Origin of the sequence: Enterobacter hormaechei ATCC 49162, assembly GCF_001875655.1 — a bacterium.
GTDB classification, from domain to species: Bacteria; Pseudomonadota; Gammaproteobacteria; order Enterobacterales; family Enterobacteriaceae; genus Enterobacter; species Enterobacter hormaechei.
In genome coordinates, this window is record NZ_MKEQ01000001.1 from 1324887 (window position 1) to 1345742 (window position 20856).

The following is a 20856-nucleotide window of genomic DNA, read 5'->3' on the forward strand; positions in this document are numbered from 1 at the left end:
CGACCGTTGTGAGGATAAATGGATCCACTAACGTCTCTCTCCCAACATGCCTGCATGGGCGGCAACCGTTATCGACAACAGTTGGAACTGCCTGCGGGAAAAGACGTGCATGAAGATGAAAACCGGATTCCTGGCTCGTGCTGACCACAACATATCCATAAAAACAGATATAATGCAGCAAAAGATGTTTTTGGCAGGGGCTACGTCTCTCCTTCACACCGTTATGAGTCACTGATATGAGCCACATCACCATTTATCACAACCCCGCCTGCGGCACGTCGCGCAATACGCTGGAGATGATCCGCAACAGCGGTACGGAACCAGAGATTATTCTCTATCTGGAAAACCCGCCGTCACGCGATCAACTGACCACGCTGATTGCAGACATGGGGATTTCCGTGTGCGATCTGCTGCGTAAAAACGTCGAACCTTATGAGCAACTGGGCCTTGCACAGGGACCTTTCACCGACGACCAGCTTATCGATTTCATGCTGCAATACCCTATTCTTATTAACCGTCCGATTGTGGTAACGCCGCTGGGCACCCGTCTGTGCCGCCCTTCTGAGGTCGTGCTCGACATCCTTCCAGACGCGCAAAAAGGGGCATTTACGAAGGAAGATGGTGAAGTCGTCGTTGACGCCAGCGGGAAAAAAATTTCCCGGCAGTAGGCGTAGTTGGGCGAGCGCTATCAGACGGTATCCTCGCCCGCAATCCTCCCCACCATCGTCCGGATCTCCTCACGGGATAACGGCGCCCGATCGGTCACAAAATGCAGCGTCATCCCTTCGATAAACGCATCAAGCGCGCGGGCGGTGGCCGGATCAAACCACTGCTCCAGCGTAGTCTGGCTCATCTTCATCCAGTCCTGCATGACCGTTTTCAGCGCGGCGCTGCGGTGCATAAAGGCGTACAACTGATACATCAGCGCCATATTGTGTGGCGTGGTCACGGCGGAGCTGTGGATCAGCGTGGTAATGGCCTCGCACGCCCTCTCCCGCCCGGTCACCCCCGCGAAGAAATCCCGGTACTGCTGAGACATCTGCTGCGTAAACCACGTGAACGCCTCCTCCAGAAGCGACTCCATCCCGTCGAAATAGTAGGTCATCGACCCCAGCGGCACGCCTGCGCAGGTGGCAATCTTGCGGTGCGTGACGGCATGAATACCGTGTTCAGCAATGGTGTCCAGCGTCGCCTGGAGTATCTTCTCGCGGCGGTTAGGGTCGTTCGGTGGTCTGCTCATAAAATCCTCATCCGGTTTATGTACAAATGTACACAAAGTTGCTAGTGTTGTCGCTATTGTTGTACTTCTGGTGCTTATCCCAATGACGCTAACTTCTCCTCGCAAAGCCCTGCATCTGCGCATGTGGGCGCTGTTTATGTTCTTCTTCATCCCCGGACTGCTGATGGCTTCCTGGGCGACGCGTACCCCGGCAATCCGCGATACGCTGTCCGTCTCGACGGCGGAGATGGGGATCGTGCTGTTTGGTCTGTCGATTGGCTCGATGAGCGGCATCCTCTGCTCGGCCTGGCTGGTGAAGCGCTTTGGCACGCGCGCGGTGATCCGCACCACCATGTGCTGTGCAGTAGCAGGTATGCTCGGTCTGAGCGTGGCGCTGTGGTTCGCCTCGCCGCTGATGTTTGCCCTTGGGCTGATGGTGTTTGGCGGCAGCTTTGGTGCGGCTGAAGTGGCCATTAACGTGGAAGGGGCCGCCGTCGAACAGGCGATGAACAAAACGGTACTGCCGATGATGCATGGCTTTTACAGTCTCGGCACGCTGGCGGGCGCGGGCGTGGGGATGGGGCTGACGGCGCTGGGCATCGCGGCCAATGTGCACATTTTACTGGCGGCGCTGGTCTGCATTATCCCGATCCTCACTGGCATCAGGGCCATTCCCGCCGGTACGGGACAAAACGCCTCGGACGAACAGAAATCTGCGGCAAAAGGATTGCCCTTCTATCGTGATTTCCAGCTGATGCTGATTGGCGTGGTGGTGCTTGCAATGGCATTTGCTGAAGGCTCCGCCAACGACTGGCTACCGTTGCTGATGGTGGATGGGCACGGATTTAGCCCCACCTCCGGCTCGCTGATTTACGCCGGGTTTACGCTCGGTATGACCGTCGGACGTTTTACCGGCGGCTGGTTTATCGACCGCTACAGCCGCGTGGCGGTCGTCCGTGCCAGCGCCCTGCTGGGCGGGCTGGGCATCGCGATGATTATCTTTGTGGATGTGGACTGGATTGCTGGTGTGTCGGTGATCCTGTGGGGACTGGGCGCCTCCCTTGGCTTCCCGCTGACCATTTCCGCGGCCAGCGATACCGGCCCGGATGCGCCGACGCGCGTAAGCGTCGTGGCGACCACGGGCTACCTTGCTTTTCTGGTGGGGCCACCGCTGCTTGGGTTCCTCGGTGAGCACTACGGGTTACGCAGCGCGATGCTGGTGGTATTAGGGTTAGTGATTATTGCCGCCCTGGTGGCGCGCGCGGTGGCAAAACCGGAAGCAGAACCAACGTCAATGGAGAAGGGATATGAGCGTTAAACTGATTGCAGTCGACATGGATGGCTCCTTCCTGAGCGATGCAAAAACCTATAACCGCGCGCGTTTTCTGGCGCAGTACGCGCGCATGAAAGCGCAAGGCATCCGTTTTGTGGTCGCCAGCGGAAACCAGTACTACCAGCTGATCTCATTTTTCCCGGAGATCGCCCATGAAATCGCCTTCGTCGCCGAAAACGGCGGCTGGGTGGTGGATGCGGGCGAAGATGTGTTTAACGGCGAGCTGTCGAAAGAGCACTTCCTGACCGTCGCCACCCTGCTAAACGACGTGCCCGGCATTGAAATCATTGCCTGTGGAAAAAACAGCGCCTACACGCTGAAAACGTATGACGACCTCTTTAAAGAGATCGCCGCGAAATACTATCACCGCCTTGAAAGCGTCAGCAGCTTTGACAACCTCAACGATATTTTCTTCAAGTTCGGGCTTAACGTCTCTGATGACGAAATACCGCGCATTCAGGCGCTGCTGCATGAGAAGCTTGGCGACATCATGGTGCCGGTGACCACGGGACACGGCAGTATCGACCTGATTATCCCCGGCGTGCACAAGGCTAACGGTCTGCGGATCCTGCAAGCGCGCTGGGGCATTGACGACAGCGAGGTGGTGGCCTTTGGCGACAGCGGTAACGACGTGGAGATGTTGCGACAGGCTGGGTTTGGCTTCGCGATGGCCAATGCCAGACCGCATATTAAAGCGGTGGCCCGCTATGAAGCGCCAAATAATAATGACGAAGGGGTGCTGGACGTGATTGATAAGGTGCTGGACGGGAAGGCGCCGTTTAATTGATTCCGTGCGCTCTGGTGTCCTCTCCCCTTACCCAGGCCCTCTCCCCAAAGGGGAGAGGGATAAAGATTACGGTTGCAGGGCGTTTCCGACGCGTTTGTCCTTCAGGAACACCACCATCAGCCCTACCCACAGCACACCGTTTGCGAGATTGAACAGGCTGAACAGCCCGTTGCCGCCGAAAGCATAGGCGTGCTTGCTCACCTCAATACCGACGGTGAAAATCAGCATTTGCAGCATCCCCATCGCGGCGGACACCGTGCCTTTACTCATTTCACTGGCAAACAGCGTCAGGCGTACCAGACCGGCATTCGCCACGCCAATACCAAACGCGTAAACGCTCAGCCCCGCCGTCATCCACAGGTACGCATGAGACGAGGCTACGGTCGCCACCGCCGCGATAATCAGCCCTGCCGCAATGGGCCAGCCGCCCATAATAATCAGCGAACGCACGGTACGACGCGACGTCAGACGCGCCAGCACCAGGTTACCGATAATCAGCGCGCCAAAAATCGGCACCTGTAACAGGCCATACTCATAGCTGCTAAGCTGCTCGCCGCTGATGATAATAACCGGCGACTGGGCAATCCACGCCAGCAGCGGCAGGCTGACAAAGCCCGTCGCCAGCGCGCCCGCGACAAAACGGCCGTTTTTCAGCACCGCCTTATAATCCCGCCCCAGCTCTTTAAGCGAGAGCTTTTCGCCCAGGCGGGTGGCGGTTTCCGGCATCGCCCGGTGCAGGCCGAAGAAAGAGATCGCCGCGAGCGCGGCAAAGAGGACGAACATCCCTTCCCACGGCGCAACGTGGACCCATGCGGCGCCCACCAGCGGCCCCAGAAGCGGCGCAATCAGCGCCACGTTTGCCATCAGCGCGGTAATTTTGATACACACCGCCTCCTCAAACGACTCCTGAATAGCGGCATAGCCCACGGCGCCGATAAAGCACAGGCTCACGCCCTGAAGGAAGCGCAGCAGCGTGAATTGCTCAATATTTTGCGCCAGCAGGGTGGCGAGACAGGTGACGATAAACCACACCACGCCCGTCAGCATCACCGGACGGCGGCCAATACGATCCGACAGCGGCCCTAACAGCCACTGTAAAAACATACCGCCCGCAAGATAGGCGGTCATGGAGGTTGGCACCCATTCAATACCTGCGTTGTACTGCTCAACCACAGCCAGCATGCCTGGCTGGATCATGTCGTTGCCGATGTAGGTAGAGAATTCGTAAAGCACCAGACACAGAGGAAAAAGTAACGCCTGACGACCCAGACGATTACCGGAAGAAGAACGGTTTATCATGCAATCTCTTTAGTATGAAAAAATCGCGATGAGTGTAATGAATTGCCGCTGTCTGAGATAGCACAATCACGTGAAAACACAGAAATAAGGCACTTATCGTTGTCGTTTAAGGTTTCCTTAAGTTGTCCTCCCTATGATAGTGCTATTTCACGTTATTGACCGAAACTATGACACACGCCGTCAGCCCTTCAGAATTATCTAAGTTACCGACAAACAAGACAAAACGCCTTTACCGTTTGCCCGTCCGCTTTTATGGTTATCAGCTTTTCGTGCTGATCGTCCTTGCGGTGCTTTTTACCTGGCTTTCGCGCGATGAATCACTTGACCGATGGATCACCGGCTTCTGGTATGACGCGGCGACGCACCATTTTCCGCTCCAGCAAAACCCGCTGCTGGATCTGCTGAACCATCGACTGGCGAAATACATCGCCATTGCGCTGGCTGCCGCATCGCTGATTTACGGCGCTTACAGACGCAATGCCCGGCTGGTGACGGCCGCGCTTCTGATGGGGCTGGGTGCGCTGGTGGTGGGGGTGCTGAAAAGCATAAGCCACCACAGCTGTCCGTGGGATCTGGTGGAGTATGGCGGCAAAGCCGTTGCGTATCCCCTGTTCAGTGCGATCCCGACCGACAGCGGACCGGGACGCTGCTTTCCCGGCGGCCACGCCTCAAGCGGGTTTATGGTCATGGGGCTGTTTTTTGCCTTCTGGCGTGAACGTCCGCGCCTGGCCTGGACCTTCGTCGCGGTGGGTGCGGTGATGGGCCTTTTGATGGGCTTCGGGCAGGTCATGCGCGGGGCACATTTTTTCTCTCACAACCTGTGGGCCGGGTGGTGGGTCTGGTTTTCCCAGGTGCTGGTTTACGGGCTGGTTTCCACCTGGTTTGCTAAAGAGTAACGAGATTATGTTAGAAAATCTGAACTACGAACTGTTTTACCTGCTCAACGCCACGCCGTCGTCACCGGAATGGATGATTGATCTCGCCACCTTTATTGCGAAAGATGTGATCAGCATTGTCCCGGCGCTGGCCGTGATCCTCTGGCTATGGGGGCCGCGCAAGCAGGTCACTGCCCAGCGCCATCTGGTGATCAAAATGGCGATGGCAATCGGCGTCAGCGTGCTGGCAAGCTACGTGCTGGGCCACGCCTTTCCGCACGATCGTCCGTTTGTCGATCGCGTCGGTTATAACTTCCTGCACCATGCGCCGGATGACTCGTTCCCGAGCGATCACGGCACGGTGATCTTCACCTTTGCGCTGGCCTTCCTGTTCTGGCATCGCCTGTGGTCCGGCGTGGTGCTGATGGGGGTCGCGGTCGCCATCGCCTGGTCCCGCGTCTACCTGGGCGTGCACTGGCCGCTGGATATGGTCGGCGGTTTCCTGGTAGGGCTGATGGGCTGCGTCAGCGCAGCCATCCTGTGGAGCCTGTTTGGTCCGGCGCTTTATCGTGGATTATCACAGGCCTATCGCATTCTGTTTGCCCTCCCGATCCGCAAAGGCTGGATACGTGACTAACCCCGGTCCGTCAGGTTACACTTGAGCCCCCGCCCTGCGGGGGCTCACTTTTTTAGCCCGAGGATCTATGGAAACACGTCGCGATGACCGCATTGCTCAGCTGCTTCAGGCGCTGAAGCGCAGCGATAAGCTGCATCTTAAGGAAGCCGCTACCCTGCTTGGCGTGTCTGAAATGACCATTCGTCGCGATCTGAACAGCGACAGCGCCCCCGTTGTCCTGCTTGGCGGGTATATCGTCCTCGAACCGCGCAGCGCCAGCCATTATCTGTTAAGCGATCAAAAAACGCGTCTGGTGGAAGAGAAGCGCAAAGCCGCGCGGCTCGCCGCCTCGCTGGTGCAGCCGCATCAAACGCTCTTTTTTGACTGCGGTACGACCACCCCGTGGATCATCGAGGCCATCGACAGCACCGTTCCCTTTACCGCCGTCTGCTATTCGCTAAACACTTTTCTGGCCTTGCAGGAGAAACCCGCGTGCCGGGTGATTTTGTGTGGCGGCGAGTTTCATGCCAGCAACGCCATCTTCAAGCCGCTGAATATTCAGGACACGTTGAGCAATTTATGCCCGGATATTGCCTTTTACTCGGCGGCAGGCGTGAACGTGAAGCAGGGGGCAACCTGTTTCAATCTTGAAGAGTTACCAGTGAAACAGTGGGCACTCAACGCCGCGCAGCAGCACGTGCTGGTGGTGGATCACAGTAAATTTGGCAAGGTCCGTCCGGCAAGGATGGGAGAACTGTCGCGCTTTGACGCCATCGTCAGCGATTGCCGCCCGGATGATGAGCTGGTGGCATATGCGAAAGCGCAGCAGGTGAAGTTGATGTATTGAGATTATGCCGGGTGGCGGCTTCGCCTTACCCGGCCTACAACGGCTCGAACGTAGGCCGGGTAAGCGCAGCGCCACCCGGCAAAACCTAGCTGAACCAGCTACCAAACCAGCCGTGGAATTTCATTAACACAAAGTCCCATATCCGGCTGAAGAAGCCGCCCTCTTCCACCGCTTCCATCACCACCAGCGGACGCTGCTCAATGGATTTGCCGTTAAGCTGGAAATCTATCGTCCCGACGACCTGGCCTTTTTTCAGCGGTGCGGTGAGCTGTGGCTCGGTCAGGGTATAGCTGGCTTTCAGGTTTTTCAGCTGCCCGCGAGGAATGGTGACGGAACCCGCTTCACCAGCCCCCAGGTTCACTTCGCTTTTATCACCAAACCAGACGCGCTGGCTGACGAAGGTGGCGTCCGGCTTAATCGGCGTGACGGTTTCAAAGAAGCGGAAACCCCAGGTCAGCAGTTTTTCGGATTCGTTAAAGCGAATGCGATCGGTTTTCGTCCCCAGCACCACCGAGATCAGGCGCATATCGCCCTGCGTCGCGGAAGCCACCAGGTTGTATCCGGCCCCGGCGGTGGTCCCCGTTTTCATACCGTCCACGTTAACGTTACTGCTCCAGAGCAGACGGTTACGGTTAGGCTGGCGGATATTGTTGAAGGTAAACTCTTTCTCTTTATGGATGGCGTACTCATCCGGCACGTCATGGATCAGCGCTTTGCCCAGCAGCGCCATATCGCGCGCGGTACTGAACTGACCCGGCGCATCCAGGCCGTGAACGGTTTTGAAGGTGGTGTTGGTCAGGCCCAGTTTTTGCGCGTAGCCATTCATCAGCCCAATAAATGAGTCCTGACTGCCCGCGACGTAATCGGCCAGCGCAATACAGGCATCATTTCCCGACTGAATAATGACCCCTTTATTCAGATCGGAAACGGAGACCTGGTCGCCAGGTTTGAGGAACATCACGGACGAGCCGCGCAGCGCCGGGTTACCGGTCGCCCAGGCATCTTTGCCGACGGTGACCATATCATCCAGCTTGATTTTGCCCGCTTTCAACGCCTGGCCGACCACATAGCTGGTCATAATTTTCGTCAGGCTCGCCGGGTCAAGTTTTTCGTCGGCGTTACCTTCCGCCAGCACTTTCCCGCTGGCGTAATCCATCAGGATCCAGGCGCGCGCATCGACAGGCGGCGCTTCGGGCGCTGTCTGTTCCGCCGCATGGAGCGTTGGGGCAAAAAGGAAAAGCAGCGCCGAGCCTGCCGCCAGGCTGCGCAGAGAAGAAGTTTTTTGCGTCATAAATGCCACCCGAGTGTCCATTCTAAAAATCACGTCACAATCACCGTGTCGCAAGAAGCGATGAGTAATAGCGCACTACAGCGTTCAAAGAAACCTGTTCCAGGTAAAGTTTTTAAAGTTTATGCAATAACATTCAGATACGCTTTGATTGCGGCGTTTTTTTTAGCATCTGTTGCGTAATTGTTAGGTTTATCTCACCATGACGAAAAGCTGACTCGGATTCACATCTCATCGGGAGTAAATATGATTACGCTGTGGGGCAGGAACAATTCGACCAACGTGAAGAAAGTGCTCTGGACGCTGGAGGAGCTGGATTTACCGTTCAATCAAATTATGGCTGGAATGGCGTTCGGGGTGAATAAAGACGCTGACTATCTGGCGATGAACCCCAACGGGCTGGTGCCGTTGCTGCGCGATGACGAGACAGACGCCACGCTGTGGGAGTCCAATACCATCGTGCGTTATCTTGCCGCACAGTACGGCCAGGGTCGGCTGTGGGTTGAAAATCCGGCCCAGCGCGCCCAGGGCGAAAAATGGATGGACTGGGCAAACCAGACGCTTTCCCCCACGCACCGCGTGATCCTGATGGGGCTGATCCGCACGCCGGAAGCCGATCGTGATTATCCCGCCATTCATGCCGCCCAGGACGCCTGCGAATCCCTGTTCGCGATGATGGACGACGAACTGGCGAAGCACACCTGGTTCTCCGGTGAGACGTTCGGCGTGGGTGATATCGCCGTCGCCCCCTTCGTCTGGAACCTCACCAACATGGGTCTCAGCTGGACTCCGCGCCCTCACCTGGAGCGCTGGATCCAGCAACTCAGCGAGCGCCCGGCGTATCGCAACGTGGTGATGATCCCGGTGACTTGATTACGACCCGGACGGGCTGACTTTCAACAGTTGCCCGTCCGTCTCGTCGGTCAGCACGTACAGATAGCCATCCGGCCCGACGCGCACATCGCGAATACGCTGATCTTTATCCCCCAGAATGCGTCCGTCCTCGGTCACGGTATTGCCGTTTACGCTCAGTACGATGACGTCTTTCTCCTTCAGCGCGCCGATAAACAGCTTGTTTTTCCACTGCGGGAAGACGTCGCTGTTGTAGAACGCCATGCCGCTGACGGCGGGCGACACTTTCCAGACAAACAGCGGTTTTTCGGTGCCTTCAACGTGCTCGCCTTTTGCTTCCGGGATTTTCAGGCCGCTGTAATTGATCCCGTGCGTCGCCACCGGCCAGCCGTAGTTTTTTCCCTTTTCAGGAATGTTGATCTCATCCCCGCCGCGCGGACCGTGTTCGTTGAGCCACAGCGTGTCACTCCACGGGTTCATCGCCATCCCCTGGGGATTGCGGATACCATAAGACCAGATTTCAGGGCGCGCACCGGCGGTGTTCACAAACGGGTTATCCGGCGGCACTTTCCCGTCTTCCGTCAGGCGTACCACCTTGCCCTGAAGCTTATCCAGATCCTGCGCCGTCGGGCGCTGGTTGTTTTCACCTAAGCCAATAAAGAGATGGCCTTTACCGTCAAACACCAGCCGTCCGCCAAAGTGGTTGCCGGTAGAGAGTTTCGGCATCTGTCGGAACACCACCTGGAAGCCCTCAATGCGCGACAGGTCATCGCTCAAGCGCCCGTAGCCCACCGCGGTACCTGCTTTGCCATCCTTGCCTGCCTCGGCGAAACTGAGCCAGACCCGCCGTGACTGTGCGAAATCCGGGGCCAGCGCGACGTCCAGCAGTCCGCCCTGGCCGCTCGCCCATACTTTCGGCACGCCAACAATCGGATCGGATAGCCCTTTCCCTGCCTGCCAGTGCTTAAGCTGCCCGTCTTTTAGGGTGATCAGCAGCCCCTTATTGTCTGGCAGAAACGCCAGCGACCAGGGGTGATCCAGTTTTGTCTGTAGCACGTCAACCTTAACCGACTCGGGCGCCGCAAGCAGCGAAAGCGGGAATAACAGCACAGGAAGGAAAATCAGCGAGGATCGAGGCATAACGCACTCCTTTATCGACATATGGCTTAAAGATTAGCCACTGTTCCCGGGTGCGTTACCACTTTTACAAAAGCTTAATCAGAAGGGGGAGTTGCCTCCCCCGGGGGTCAGTGGTGGGCAAGCGTTTCCGGCTTGTTCAGACACATGATGCAAAGCGCGAGCGTGGTCAGGCAGTTTTCAAGCTTCTCCGCGTTAACGGCAATAAAATTCGGGCAGTCGTGACGTCCATTCATCAAACAGACCCCGGCGATGGAGAGCACCTCGGCGGCACGGCGCAGCGCCACTACCTCGCTTTCAGCGTAGTGCGCTTTCAGAATGGGTGCTTTTTCACGCATGAAATTGCAAAGTTCAAAGAAGTTATCACGCAGATTTTCGCTTTCGCTGACTGACATATACCCTTTCGCCTTGCGCAGTTGCAGATATGCAGCCAGGTCGATTCGGGCGTTGATCAGCTTGTTAAGCAGATCGCGTTTCAGTCTGTCAACGGACATGCTATTTCCTCCTCTGTCAGCCATGTTACCTTATTAAGAATAAGGTCATTTTTTGTACAATGTAATGCCTGAGATCAATAAACGATAACTGATTAACATTCTTTACAATGTTACAACGATTGCCCGGATCAACTGAGCCACTAAGAGTGTATAAATCCCCCGCGATACGCTGTAAAATCCCGCCCTGATAACTCCATAATTGATGAATTTTTAACCTATGAGCAATGTTACGCACCCGCCGAAAATCGGCTTTGTCTCCCTGGGCTGCCCGAAGAACCTGGTGGATTCCGAACGCATCCTCACTGAACTTCGCACTGAAGGCTATGACGTGGTGCCAAGCTACGACAACGCCGACATGGTGATCGTCAACACCTGCGGGTTCATCGACAGCGCGGTCCAGGAGTCACTGGAAGCCATCGGTGAAGCCCTCACGGAAAACGGCAAAGTGATTGTGACCGGCTGTCTGGGCGCGAAAGTGGATCAGATCCGCGAAGTGCACCCGAAAGTGCTGGAGATCACCGGCCCGCACAGCTACGAGCAGGTGCTGGAACACGTTCATCACTACGTACCAAAACCAAAGCACAACCCGTTCCTGAGCCTGGTGCCGGAACAGGGCGTGAAGCTGACGCCGCGCCACTACGCGTACCTGAAAATTTCCGAAGGCTGCAACCATCGCTGCACCTTCTGCATCATCCCGTCGATGCGTGGCGATCTGGTGAGCCGTCCAATTGGCGAAGTGCTGGCAGAAGCCAAACGCCTGGCCGATGCGGGCGTGAAGGAGTTGCTGGTCATCTCCCAGGACACCTCCGCCTACGGCGTGGACGTCAAACACCGCTCCGGTTTCTATAACGGCGAGCCGGTGAAAACCAGCATGGTCGGCCTGTGCGAGCAACTGGCTAAGCTCGGGATCTGGACGCGTCTTCATTACGTCTACCCTTACCCGCACGTTGACGATGTGATCCCGCTGATGGCGGAAGGCAAAATCCTGCCGTATCTGGATATCCCGCTGCAACACGCCAGCCCGCGCATTCTGAAGCTGATGAAGCGTCCTGGATCCGTTGACCGCCAGCTGGCGCGCATCAAACAGTGGCGTGAGATCTGCCCGGATCTGACCCTGCGTTCGACCTTCATTGTCGGCTTCCCGGGTGAAACCGAAGAAGACTTCCAGATGCTGCTCGACTTCCTGAAAGAAGCGCGTCTGGACCGCGTGGGCTGCTTCAAGTACAGCCCGGTTGAAGGCGCAACCGCCAACGAACTGGCGGACCAGGTACCGGAAGAGGTAAAAGAGGAGCGCTGGAACCGCTTTATGCAGCTGCAACAGCAGATCTCCGCCGAACGCTTGCAGGAGAAAGTGGGCCGCGAAATTCTGGTCATTATCGACGAAGTGGACGAAGAAGGGGCGATTGGCCGCAGCATGGCGGATGCGCCTGAGATCGACGGCGCGGTGTACCTGAACGGGGAAACCAACGTCAAGCCGGGCGACATCATTCGCGTTAAGGTTGAAAACGCCGACGAGTATGATTTGTGGGGTAGCCGGATTTAATTAACTTTCATCCCCCTCACCCCGGCCCTCTCCCCAGAGGGGAAAGGGTGTTAAAGTTCCCTCTCCCCTCTGGGGAGAGGGTTAGGGTGAGGGGCAAGGTCCAACAAAACACTACCCCTTTATCCTCGGATCCAGCGCGTCGCGCAGCCCATCCCCCAGCAGATTAAACGCCAACACGGTCAGGAAAATCGCCAGGCTCGGGAAAATCGCCACGTGCGGGGCAATCACCATATCCGCCCGCGCCTCGTTCAGCATCGCGCCCCACTCCGGCGTCGGTGGCTGTGCCCCTAACCCCAGAAACGACAGGCTCGCCGCCGAGATAATCGACACGCCTATGCGCATGGTGAAATAGACCACGATAGACGACACCGTTCCCGGCAGAATATGGCTAAACAGGATGGTGGCATCGCTGGCCCCCATGCTGCGCGCCGACTCGATAAAGGTTTGCTGCTTGAGTACCAGCGTGTTGCCGCGCACCAGGCGCGCGAAAGCGGGAATCGAGAATACCGCCACGGCGATGATGACGTTCGCCATGCCGCTGCCCATCACCGCTACCACGGCAATCGCCAGCAGAATACCGGGAAAGGCAAACAGCACGTCGCAGATGCGCATGATGATGCGGTCCCACCAGCCTTCGTAGTACCCGGCCACCAGCCCCAGCACGGTGCCAATTGCTGCGCCCATCAGCACCGCGAAGACCCCGGCCGCCAGCGAGATCTGCGCCCCGACCAGCACGCGGCTGAAAATATCGCGCCCGAGCGAGTCCACGCCAAACCAGTGCATCATCGACGGTCCGTCGTTCAGGCGGTCGTAGTCAAAGTAGTTTTCCGCATCAAACGGGGCTATCCAGGGGGCGACGATCGCCACCAGGATCAGTAGCAACACAAACAACCCGGCAACCATAGCGACGGGCTGACGACGGAATCGCCGCCAGAATTCCCCCCACGGGGTGCGAATATGGTCCGGCCTGATCCCCGGCATCGCGTTCAAAACGGCCTGACGCCGCCAGTTCAACAATCGCATCTTACTTATACCTGATGGCCGGGTTAATGGCGGCGTACAGCACGTCCACCACTAAGTTGATAAGAATAAACTCCAGCGAGAAAAGCAGGACTTCTGCCTGAATTACCGGATAGTCGCGCATGTCTACCGAATCGACGAGCAAGCGCCCCAGCCCCGGCCAGTTAAAGACCTTTTCCACCACGATAGAGCCGCCCAGCAGAAAACCAAACTGAAGCCCCATCATCGTCACCACCGGGATCATCGCGTTACGAAAACCGTGCTTCAGAATGACCCATTTCTCGCTCACCCCTTTTGCCCGCGCGGTGCGAATATAATCTTCGCTCAGCACGTCGACAAACGAGGCGCGGGTAAAGCGGGCCATTACCGCCGCAACCGCCGCGCCAAGCGTCATGGAGGGCAAAATGTAGTGCTTCCAGGTGTCGGCCCCGACGGTCGGCAGCCAGCCCAGCTCGACGGAGAAAATCTGCATCAGCAGCATGCCCAGCGCAAACGCCGGGAAAGAGATGCCGGTGACCGCCAGCGCCATACCGAGCTTATCCGGCCAGCGGTTGCGCCAGACGGCGGCGACAATGCCCGCGCCCAGGCCAAACACAACCGCCCAGCTCATACTGGCAATCGTTAACCAGAAGGTGGGCATAAAGCGGCTGGCAATCTCTTCCGATACCGGACGACGCGACACCATTGAAATGCCAAAATCGCCCTGAAGGACGTTGCCAATGTAACGCAGAAATTGCCTGTACAGCGGCTGGTCAAGACCGAGCTGCTTACGTACCAGTTCAATAACCGTCGCATCTGCTTCCGGTCCGGCAATCAAACGCGCCGGATCGCCGGGCAGCATGTGGACAAACAAAAACACCAGCACGGCCACAATCAGCAGCGTCGGGATAAGCCCCAGCAGACGTTTACAAACATAATTCAGCATGAGTTTTATTTTAAATCCGCGTCATCAAAGCTAAAGCCCGTATCCGGCATGATGTAAAAACCGGTCAGCGCTTTGTTGTGGGCTGAGACCAGTTTTTCCACCACCAGCGGCACCCACGGCGACTCTTTCCAGATAATGTCCTGCGCCTCTTTGTACAGGCGCGCTTTCTCTTCCGGTTTGGTGGTTTTCAGGGCATCCGCCAGATCCTTATCCACCTGCGGATTACTGTAAAACGCGGTGTTGAACAGCGTTGGCGGCCAGTTCTGGGAAGCAAACAGCGGCGACAGCGACCAGTCTGCTTCACCGGTTGAAGCCGTCCAGCCGGTGTAGAACATCCGCACGCCGCTCTCTTTCTGCCCTTTGCCTTCCACTTCCGCCGCTCGCTGTCCGGCATCCATCGCCGTGACCCTAGCTTTAATGCCCACCTGCGCCAGCTGCTGCTGGGTAAATTGCAGCACCTTTTGCGCGGTACTGTGGTTATGCGACGACCACAGCGTGGTGCTAAAGCCGTTCGGATAGCCCGCTTCTTTCAGCAGCTCCCGCGCTTTCGCCGGATCGTACGGCCATGGCTGATAGCTCTGCGCGTACTCGATGGTGGGCGGCATCACGCCCGTCGCGGGCGTGGCGTAGCCGGCAAAGGCCACCTTCACCAGCGCCTGGCGGTTAATGGCGTAGTTGATGGCTTCACGCACCTTCGGGTTATCAAACGGTTTCTGCGTGACGTTCATGCTGATGTAGCGCTGCATAATCGACGGGCTGGCCACCAGTTCCAGCTTGCTGTTTTTCGCCAGCAGCGCCGCCTGTTCGTACGGGATCGGGAAGGCAAACTGCGCTTCGCCGGTTTGCAGCATCGCGGCGCGGGTATTGTTGTCCACGACCGGACGCCAGGTGAGGGTATCCAGCTTCGGCAGTCCCTGCTGCCAGTATCCGGCGAATTTTTTCACCTTCACAAAATCGGTCTGATTCCAGGTAAGCAGTTCGTACGGTCCGGTCCCCACCGGGTGGAAGCCAATCTCTTTGCCATATTTTTTCAGGGCAGCGGGCGAAATCATTGCCGTCGCCGGATGCGCCAGGATATTGATAAACGCCGAGAACGGCTCTTTGAGGGTGATCTTCACCGTCGCCGGGTCAATCACCTCGGTACGGGCGATATTTTTATACAGGTTATAGCGCTTCAGACCGTTTTCCGGGTTGCTGGCACGGTCCAGGTTGACCTTAACCGCCTCGGCGTTGAAGTCGGTGCCATCCTGAAACTTCACGCCGGTACGGAGCTTAACGGTATAGATCAGCCCGTCGTCCGACACGGTATACCCTTCCGCCAGCACGTTTTTCAGCTTCATCTCACGGTCCAGGCCGAACAGCCCCTGGTAGAAGGATTTTGCCACCGCCTGAGAAAGGGTGTCGTTAGCATCATACGGATCCAGCGTCGTGAAGTTTGACCCCACCGCCACCACCACGTCTTTCGCCGCGAACGCGGGAGCGGCAGCCAGCGCAGCCATCACGCTCGCGGCCAGCAGCCATTTACGAGCAACAAAAGGAACCATTGTGTTCTCCTGCCTGTTGTAAGTTATAACCGCGAGAATGCATTGTCCTGACGCGGCGGTGCGACAAAATGACCGGGTCCCACCTCACGCAGCGCCACGCGCTCCAGGGTTTCGCCCCGTTTACGAATATTGCTCGGCATTTCGTCCTGCAACAGCACGCGCTGGGCGTGGCGATGCTCAGGATCGGCAACCGGTACGGCGGCCATCAGCTTGCGGGTGTACGGATGCTGCGGGTTTTCAAACACCGCCCGACGGGGGCCGATTTCAACAATCTGTCCCATGTACATCACCGCCACGCGATGGCTGATCCGCTCCACCACCGCCATATCGTGGGAGATAAACAGAAACGCGATGCCTAAATCCCGCTGTAAATCGAGCAGGAGATTGATGATTTGCGCGCGGATGGAGACATCCAGCGCGGAAACGGACTCATCCGCAATCACCACTTTTGGATTCAGGGCCAATGCCCGCGCAATACAGATGCGCTGCCGCTGACCGCCAGAAAATTCGTGCGGATAACGCCAGGCATGCTCCGGCTTCAGGCCCACGCGCTCCAGCAGCCACGCGACACGGCGCTGTGCGGCTTCACCGTCGAGCAGGTTATGCACCCGCAGCGGCTCCATAATCGAGTACCCCACCGTATGGCGCGGATCGAGCGACGCATAAGGATCCTGGAATATAAACTGAATATCCCGGCGCACCGCCTGCAAGTTACTGTTAGGGAGGGTGTCGATGCGCTCACCGTTGAAGGTGATGCTCCCCTCCTGCGACTCCACCAGCCTGAGCAGCGCCCGCCCGGTGGTGGATTTACCGCAGCCGGACTCCCCCACCAGTGCCAGCGTTTCGCCCGGCCAGAGATCAAAACTGACGTTTTCAACCGCATGCACTTCGCGCTTCACGCGATTGAGGACCCCGCTACGCAGCGGGAAACGGGTCACCAGGTCACGCACTTCGAGGATTGGCCTGCCGGGAACCACCGTATTCTGCTCGGTTTCGTCTTCCTGCTGGCCCAGTTCGGTCTGGGAGAACAGCGGAAAGCGGCGCGGAAAATCACTGCCATTCATGGCGCCGAGACGCGGAACCGCCGCCAGTAGCGCTTTGGTATAAGGATGCACGGGCGCATGAAAGACCTGCTCCACCGTACCGGTTTCGACGGCATTGCCCTGATGCATAACCAGCACCCGGTCGGCAATATCCGCCACCACCCCCATATCGTGGGTGATGAAAATCACCCCCATCTCCATCTCCTGTTGCAACACCTTAATCAGTTGCAGGATCTGGGCCTGAATGGTGACATCCAGCGCCGTGGTGGGTTCGTCCGCAATGAGCACCGCCGGACGGCACGACAGCGCCATCGCAATCATCACCCGCTGGCGCATGCCGCCGGAAAGCTGATGCGGGTAGCGGGACAAAATTGCGTGCGCCTCCGGGATACGTACCAGCTCCAGCATCCGTTTCGCTTCGTTGAGCGCCTCATCACCGCTCAGTCCCTGATGGAGGCGGATAGATTCGGCAATCTGCTCACCCACCGGGAAAACCGGGTTCAGGGAGGTCATCGGCTCCTGAAAAATCATCGCAATATCTGCCCCGCGTACCCCCTGCATCTGGGACCCGCTCAGCTCATTGAGATCGATAACCTGACGGTTGCGACGGCGCAACAGCATCCGCTCGCTGGTGACCTGCCCGCCCGTCTGCTCTAGCAGACGCATCAGCGCCAGCGCGGTAACGGATTTACCGGATCCGGACTCGCCTACAATCGCCAGCGTTTCGCCACGATTGAGCGAAAACGACAGGTGCTGGACTGCCGGGATAAACTGCCGCTCTTCCTGAAAGGCAATATTCAGTTGGTGGACAGCCAGCACTTCGCAGTTGTCCAGCTCTTCACGGTGCGGCACGCTATGCCCCCTTATTCACGATAAATTCCTGTGCTGGGCGCATCGCCGGCATACCCCCACGCCCGGTACATCCCTTCACTGTTGAACGGCAGCGCCACGTTGCCTTCCCGATCCACCGCAATTAAGCCTCCCGCGCCGCCCAGCGCGGGGAGTTTCTCCATCACTACCCGCTCGCAGGCCTCGCTCAGGCTTAATCCGCCGTAATCCATCAGCGCGGTAATGTCGTAGGCCGCCAGCGCGCGGATAAACACTTCGCCGGTGCCGGTGCACGACACCGCCGCCGTGGCGTTATTGGCATAACACCCGGCCCCCGGAAGCGGACTGTCGCCGACGCGTCCGGGAAGCTTGTTAGTCATACCGCCTGTCGACGTCGCGGCGGCGAGGTTACCGGCTTTATCCAGCGCCACCGCGCCTACCGTGCCCATTTTGCTGCGTTCATCGAGCGGCGCGGCATGGTCCAGCTGCGTCATCCCCGCTGTACGGGCCTCCAGCAGTTGCCGGTAACGCTCCTCGGTGGAAAAAAGATCGGGCGAGACCGTGTCCATCCCGTGCTCGACGGCAAATTTCTCCGCCCCTGCGCCGGTCATCAGCACATGCGGGCTGTGATCCATCACCAGACGCGCGGCCAGCACCGGATTACGCAGACGGCTGACGCCCGCCACCGCCCCCGCTTTCAGGGTGACGCCGTCCATCACGCAGGCATCCAGTTCGTGCGTTTCATCGCGCGTAAAGACCGAGCCAATGCCAGCATTAAACAGCGGGCACTCCTCCAGCAGACGCACCGCTTCGGTCACCACGTCCAGCGCGCTGTCGCCCGCTTCCAGCATCCGCTGGCCTGTTTCCACAATGGCGTTCAGCGCGTCAATATAACGCTTCTCCTGCTCGGGACTGAGCTGTGCACGGGTGATTGCCCCGGCACCGCCATGAATTGCGATAACCGCTTTACTCATTTCGCATCACCCATCAGCCTGGCTGGCTGCTTTTTCTATAAATATCATTATCGTCGACGAATCTTCAGATGATTTTTGAATATAGAAAGACGCAACTGTGATGTAAAGCGTACACCCATCGGGTCATACAGTTAGCCGCACTTTTCTGCCATAATGAGCGCTTTCGTTGTTACTCCGCAGGAGCCCACCATGGATTTTACCGCCGGACTGATGCCGCTTGAGACGGCACTTTCGCAGATGCTTGACCGGATTACTCTACTGCACGATGTTGAGACGCTGCCGCTTGTGCGCTGTTTTGGCCGTATTGCCGCACGCGATATCGTCTCGCCGCTGAACGTGCCGGGGTTCGATAATGCGGCGATGGACGGCTATGCCGTACGTCTGGCGGATGTACAAACGGGTCAGCCGCTGCCGGTGGCAGGTAAAGCGTTTGCCGGGCAGCCGTTCAACGGTGAGTGGCCTGCGGGTACCTGCGTGCGCATTATGACCGGCGCACCGGTGCCCAAGGGCTGTGAAGCCGTGGTGATGCAGGAAGAGACCGAACAGACCGACGACGGTGTGCGTTTTACCGCCAGCGTCAAAGCGGGTCAGAATATCCGCTGCACCGGGGAAGACATTACCCTCGGCGCAACGGTCTTTGCCGCCGGGCAAAAACTGACGGTGGCCGAACTGCCGGTGCTGGCATCGCTTGGCATCGCGGAGATTGACGTCGTTCGCAAAGTGCGCGTGGCGGTGTTCTCCACGGGGGACGAGCTACAGCTTCCGGGTCAGCCGCTGAACGAGGGGCAGATTTACGACACCAACCGTCTGGCGGTGCACCTGATGCTGAAGCAGCTGGGCTGCGAGGTGATTAACCTCGGCATCATTCCTGACGATCCGCAAAAACTGCGCGCCGCGTTTATCGACGCTGACGCCTCTGCCGACGTGGTGATCAGCTCCGGCGGCGTCTCGGTTGGCGAAGCGGATTACACCAAAACCCTGCTTGAAGAGCTGGGCGAAATCGCCTTCTGGAAGCTGGCGATTAAACCGGGCAAACCGTTCGCGTTTGGCAAGCTTCCGCACAGCTGGTTCTGTGGCCTGCCGGGTAACCCGGTCTCTGCCGCGCTGACCTTCTACCAGCTGGTGATCCCGCTGCTGGCGAAGCTGTCAGGTAACAATGCCAGCCCGCTGCCTGAACGTGTGCGCGTGCGGGCGGCAACGCGCCTGAAAAAATCACCGGGCCGTCTCGACTTCCAGCGCGGCATTCTGGCGCGCAACGCCGACGGTGAACTGGAGGTGAGCACCACCGGGCATCAGGGTTCGCACATCTTTAGCTCCTTCAGCCAGGGCAACTGCTTTATCGTGCTGGAGCGCGATCGCGGCCACGTCGAGGCGGGCGAATGGGTTGAAGTGGAACGCTTTAACCACCTGTTCGGAGGCTGACATGACGGTGGAACTGAGCGACCCGGAGATGATGCGTTACAACCGCCAGATCGTGCTGCGCGGGTTTGATTTCGACGGTCAGGAAGCGCTTAAGGCGGCCAGCGTGCTGGTTGTTGGCCTGGGCGGTCTGGGCTGTGCGGCGGCGCAATACCTGGCTGCGGCGGGCGTCGGCAGCATGACGCTGCTGGATTTCGATACCGTGTCGGTGTCCAACCTGCAACGCCAGACGCTGCACGGCGACGCGACGGTGGGTCAGCCAAAAGTGGAATCAGCACGCACGGCGCTGACGCGCATTAATCCCCACGTTCAGTTCACCCTGATTGACGCGATGCTGGATGACGACGCGCTGTTTGCGCAGATAGCACGGCATGACCTGGTGCTGGACTGCACCGATAACGTCGCCATTCGCAACCAGCTTAATGCGGGCTGCTTTGCCCATACAACGCCGCTGATTTCCGGCGCGGCGATCCGCATGGAGGGGCAAATCAGCGTTTTCACTTACGCTGAAGGAGAGCCGTGCTACCGCTGCCTGAGTCGTCTGTTTGGCGAGAATGCCCTCACCTGTGTCGAGGCGGGCGTGATGGCACCGTTAGTGGGCGTTATCGGTTCCTTGCAGGCGATGGAAGCCATCAAAGTATTGGCGCGCTACGGCACGCCAGCGGCGGGCAAAATCGTGATGTACGACGCAATGACCTGCCAGTTCCGCGAGATGAAACTGATGCGTAACCCGGGGTGTGAGGTTTGTGGAGGTTAAAGCAAACGGCAACCTTCAGGTTGCCGTTTTAGTGTTTGCTCCCTCTCCCCGTGGGA

Annotated in this window: 20 protein-coding genes; 10 read left to right on the plus strand and 10 right to left on the minus strand. The window is 58.0% G+C overall.

Translation table 11 applies throughout. The features are described 5' to 3' along the window. The first annotated feature begins 236 nt into the window (after positions 1–236). Positions 237–668 (plus strand): glutaredoxin-dependent arsenate reductase, encoded by a 432-nt coding sequence (gene arsC / locus BH712_RS06670; RefSeq protein ID WP_006809461.1) that lies wholly within the window; start codon positions 237–239, stop codon positions 666–668. A 20-nt stretch (positions 669–688) separates the two neighbouring features. Here arsC and BH712_RS06675 read toward each other — a convergent pair whose 3' ends face one another. Beyond that, positions 689–1240 carry a TetR/AcrR family transcriptional regulator gene (locus BH712_RS06675; RefSeq protein WP_006809462.1) on the minus strand — a complete coding sequence of 184 codons (552 nt, stop codon included), beginning with the start codon at positions 1238–1240 and terminating at the stop codon, positions 689–691. 82 nt (positions 1241–1322) lie between these two features. Between BH712_RS06675 and BH712_RS06680 the strand changes: the two genes are divergently transcribed. After that, complete coding sequence (locus BH712_RS06680; RefSeq protein ID WP_006809463.1) at positions 1323–2537, plus strand: MFS transporter; 1215 nt, start codon at positions 1323–1325, stop codon at positions 2535–2537. Next, a complete protein-coding gene (locus tag BH712_RS06685) occupies positions 2527–3339 on the plus strand; it encodes a Cof-type HAD-IIB family hydrolase (RefSeq protein ID WP_006809464.1) in 813 nt (270 codons plus the stop codon). Before BH712_RS06680 ends, BH712_RS06685 begins: the two co-directional genes overlap by 11 nt. A gap of 66 nt (positions 3340–3405) precedes the next feature. Here the strand turns inward: BH712_RS06685 and BH712_RS06690 are convergent, their stop codons facing one another. Next, on the minus strand, positions 3406–4638 hold the full coding sequence (locus BH712_RS06690) for an MFS transporter (protein ID WP_006809465.1): 1233 nt from the start codon (positions 4636–4638) through the stop codon (positions 3406–3408). 167 nt (positions 4639–4805) lie between these two features. On the opposite strand from BH712_RS06690, the gene BH712_RS06695 reads away from it, so the two are divergent. From BH712_RS06695 to deoR, 3 genes are all read left to right on the plus strand, one after another. Continuing rightward, positions 4806–5534 carry a phosphatase PAP2 family protein gene (locus tag BH712_RS06695; RefSeq protein ID WP_006809466.1) on the plus strand — a complete coding sequence of 243 codons (729 nt, stop codon included), beginning with the start codon at positions 4806–4808 and terminating at the stop codon, positions 5532–5534. Between the two features lie 7 nt (positions 5535–5541). Further along, on the plus strand, positions 5542–6150 hold the full coding sequence (gene ybjG, locus BH712_RS06700) for an undecaprenyl-diphosphate phosphatase (protein WP_006809467.1): 609 nt from the start codon (positions 5542–5544) through the stop codon (positions 6148–6150). 67 nt (positions 6151–6217) lie between these two features. Next, on the plus strand, positions 6218–6976 hold the full coding sequence (gene deoR / locus BH712_RS06705) for a DNA-binding transcriptional repressor DeoR (protein WP_006809468.1): 759 nt from the start codon (positions 6218–6220) through the stop codon (positions 6974–6976). Between the two features lie 85 nt (positions 6977–7061). On the opposite strand, the gene dacC is transcribed toward deoR, so the two are convergent. Continuing rightward, on the minus strand, positions 7062–8267 hold the full coding sequence (gene dacC / locus BH712_RS06710; RefSeq protein WP_032673748.1) for a serine-type D-Ala-D-Ala carboxypeptidase: 1206 nt from the start codon (positions 8265–8267) through the stop codon (positions 7062–7064). A 243-nt stretch (positions 8268–8510) separates the two neighbouring features. On the opposite strand from dacC, the gene BH712_RS06715 reads away from it, so the two are divergent. Then, positions 8511–9137 (plus strand): glutathione S-transferase family protein, encoded by a 627-nt coding sequence (locus BH712_RS06715; protein WP_006809470.1) that lies wholly within the window; start codon positions 8511–8513, stop codon positions 9135–9137. Here BH712_RS06715 and BH712_RS06720 read toward each other — a convergent pair whose 3' ends face one another. Both BH712_RS06720 and bssR read right to left on the minus strand, forming a co-directional pair. Beyond that, positions 9138–10256 carry a PQQ-dependent sugar dehydrogenase gene (locus BH712_RS06720; protein WP_032673564.1) on the minus strand — a complete coding sequence of 373 codons (1119 nt, stop codon included), beginning with the start codon at positions 10254–10256 and terminating at the stop codon, positions 9138–9140. Between the two features lie 107 nt (positions 10257–10363). Next, the gene (bssR, locus tag BH712_RS06725) at positions 10364–10747 is read right to left on the minus strand and encodes a biofilm formation regulator BssR (RefSeq protein WP_032673565.1); all 384 of its coding nucleotides are present in this window, start codon (positions 10745–10747) and stop codon (positions 10364–10366) included. A 217-nt stretch (positions 10748–10964) separates the two neighbouring features. Between bssR and rimO the strand changes: the two genes are divergently transcribed. Next, positions 10965–12290, plus strand: coding sequence for a 30S ribosomal protein S12 methylthiotransferase RimO (gene rimO / locus BH712_RS06730; RefSeq protein WP_006809473.1), 1326 nt, complete (start codon positions 10965–10967; stop codon positions 12288–12290). 111 nt (positions 12291–12401) lie between these two features. On the opposite strand, the gene gsiD is transcribed toward rimO, so the two are convergent. Genes gsiD through iaaA form a run of 5 tightly spaced genes read right to left on the minus strand, consistent with a single transcriptional unit; the run spans position 12402 to position 18624 of the window. After that, positions 12402–13313, minus strand: a complete 912-nt coding sequence (gsiD, locus tag BH712_RS06735; protein WP_006809474.1) for a glutathione ABC transporter permease GsiD — start codon at positions 13311–13313, stop codon at positions 12402–12404. Between the two features lies 1 nt (position 13314). Then, positions 13315–14235, minus strand: coding sequence for a glutathione ABC transporter permease GsiC (gene gsiC / locus BH712_RS06740; protein ID WP_006809475.1), 921 nt, complete (start codon positions 14233–14235; stop codon positions 13315–13317). Positions 14236–14240: 5 nt separating this feature from the next. Continuing rightward, the gene (gsiB, locus tag BH712_RS06745; RefSeq protein WP_006809476.1) at positions 14241–15779 is read right to left on the minus strand and encodes a glutathione ABC transporter substrate-binding protein GsiB; all 1539 of its coding nucleotides are present in this window, start codon (positions 15777–15779) and stop codon (positions 14241–14243) included. 23 nt (positions 15780–15802) lie between these two features. Next, positions 15803–17674, minus strand: a complete 1872-nt coding sequence (gsiA, locus tag BH712_RS06750; RefSeq protein WP_006809477.1) for a glutathione ABC transporter ATP-binding protein GsiA — start codon at positions 17672–17674, stop codon at positions 15803–15805. Positions 17675–17685: 11 nt separating this feature from the next. Beyond that, positions 17686–18624: a beta-aspartyl-peptidase gene (iaaA, locus tag BH712_RS06755; protein WP_006809478.1), complete on the minus strand. Its 939-nt coding sequence runs from the start codon at positions 18622–18624 to the stop codon at positions 17686–17688. A gap of 189 nt (positions 18625–18813) precedes the next feature. Between iaaA and moeA the strand changes: the two genes are divergently transcribed. Together moeA and moeB are read left to right on the plus strand one after the other, a co-directional pair. Continuing rightward, a complete protein-coding gene (gene moeA, locus BH712_RS06760) occupies positions 18814–20046 on the plus strand; it encodes a molybdopterin molybdotransferase MoeA (protein ID WP_032673566.1) in 1233 nt (410 codons plus the stop codon). 1 nt (position 20047) lies between these two features. Beyond that, positions 20048–20800 (plus strand): molybdopterin-synthase adenylyltransferase MoeB, encoded by a 753-nt coding sequence (gene moeB / locus BH712_RS06765; protein WP_006809480.1) that lies wholly within the window; start codon positions 20048–20050, stop codon positions 20798–20800. Positions 20801–20856: the final 56 nt, after the last annotated feature.

Coding starts and splice junctions, on each gene's coding strand:
- arsC (WP_006809461.1), top strand. CDS start 237: ATGAGCCACATCACCATTTATCACAACCCCGCCTGCGGCACGTCGCGC.
- BH712_RS06675 (WP_006809462.1), bottom strand. CDS start 1,240: ATGAGCAGACCACCGAACGACCCTAACCGCCGCGAGAAGATACTCCAG.
- BH712_RS06680 (WP_006809463.1), top strand. CDS start 1,323: ATGACGCTAACTTCTCCTCGCAAAGCCCTGCATCTGCGCATGTGGGCG.
- BH712_RS06685 (WP_006809464.1), top strand. CDS start 2,527: ATGAGCGTTAAACTGATTGCAGTCGACATGGATGGCTCCTTCCTGAGC.
- BH712_RS06690 (WP_006809465.1), bottom strand. CDS start 4,638: ATGATAAACCGTTCTTCTTCCGGTAATCGTCTGGGTCGTCAGGCGTTA.
- BH712_RS06695 (WP_006809466.1), top strand. CDS start 4,806: ATGACACACGCCGTCAGCCCTTCAGAATTATCTAAGTTACCGACAAAC.
- ybjG (WP_006809467.1), top strand. CDS start 5,542: ATGTTAGAAAATCTGAACTACGAACTGTTTTACCTGCTCAACGCCACG.
- deoR (WP_006809468.1), top strand. CDS start 6,218: ATGGAAACACGTCGCGATGACCGCATTGCTCAGCTGCTTCAGGCGCTG.
- dacC (WP_032673748.1), bottom strand. CDS start 8,267: ATGACGCAAAAAACTTCTTCTCTGCGCAGCCTGGCGGCAGGCTCGGCG.
- BH712_RS06715 (WP_006809470.1), top strand. CDS start 8,511: ATGATTACGCTGTGGGGCAGGAACAATTCGACCAACGTGAAGAAAGTG.
- BH712_RS06720 (WP_032673564.1), bottom strand. CDS start 10,256: ATGCCTCGATCCTCGCTGATTTTCCTTCCTGTGCTGTTATTCCCGCTT.
- bssR (WP_032673565.1), bottom strand. CDS start 10,747: ATGTCCGTTGACAGACTGAAACGCGATCTGCTTAACAAGCTGATCAAC.
- rimO (WP_006809473.1), top strand. CDS start 10,965: ATGAGCAATGTTACGCACCCGCCGAAAATCGGCTTTGTCTCCCTGGGC.
- gsiD (WP_006809474.1), bottom strand. CDS start 13,313: ATGCGATTGTTGAACTGGCGGCGTCAGGCCGTTTTGAACGCGATGCCG.
- gsiC (WP_006809475.1), bottom strand. CDS start 14,235: ATGCTGAATTATGTTTGTAAACGTCTGCTGGGGCTTATCCCGACGCTG.
- gsiB (WP_006809476.1), bottom strand. CDS start 15,779: ATGGTTCCTTTTGTTGCTCGTAAATGGCTGCTGGCCGCGAGCGTGATG.
- iaaA (WP_006809478.1), bottom strand. CDS start 18,624: ATGAGTAAAGCGGTTATCGCAATTCATGGCGGTGCCGGGGCAATCACC.
- moeA (WP_032673566.1), top strand. CDS start 18,814: ATGGATTTTACCGCCGGACTGATGCCGCTTGAGACGGCACTTTCGCAG.
- moeB (WP_006809480.1), top strand. CDS start 20,048: ATGACGGTGGAACTGAGCGACCCGGAGATGATGCGTTACAACCGCCAG.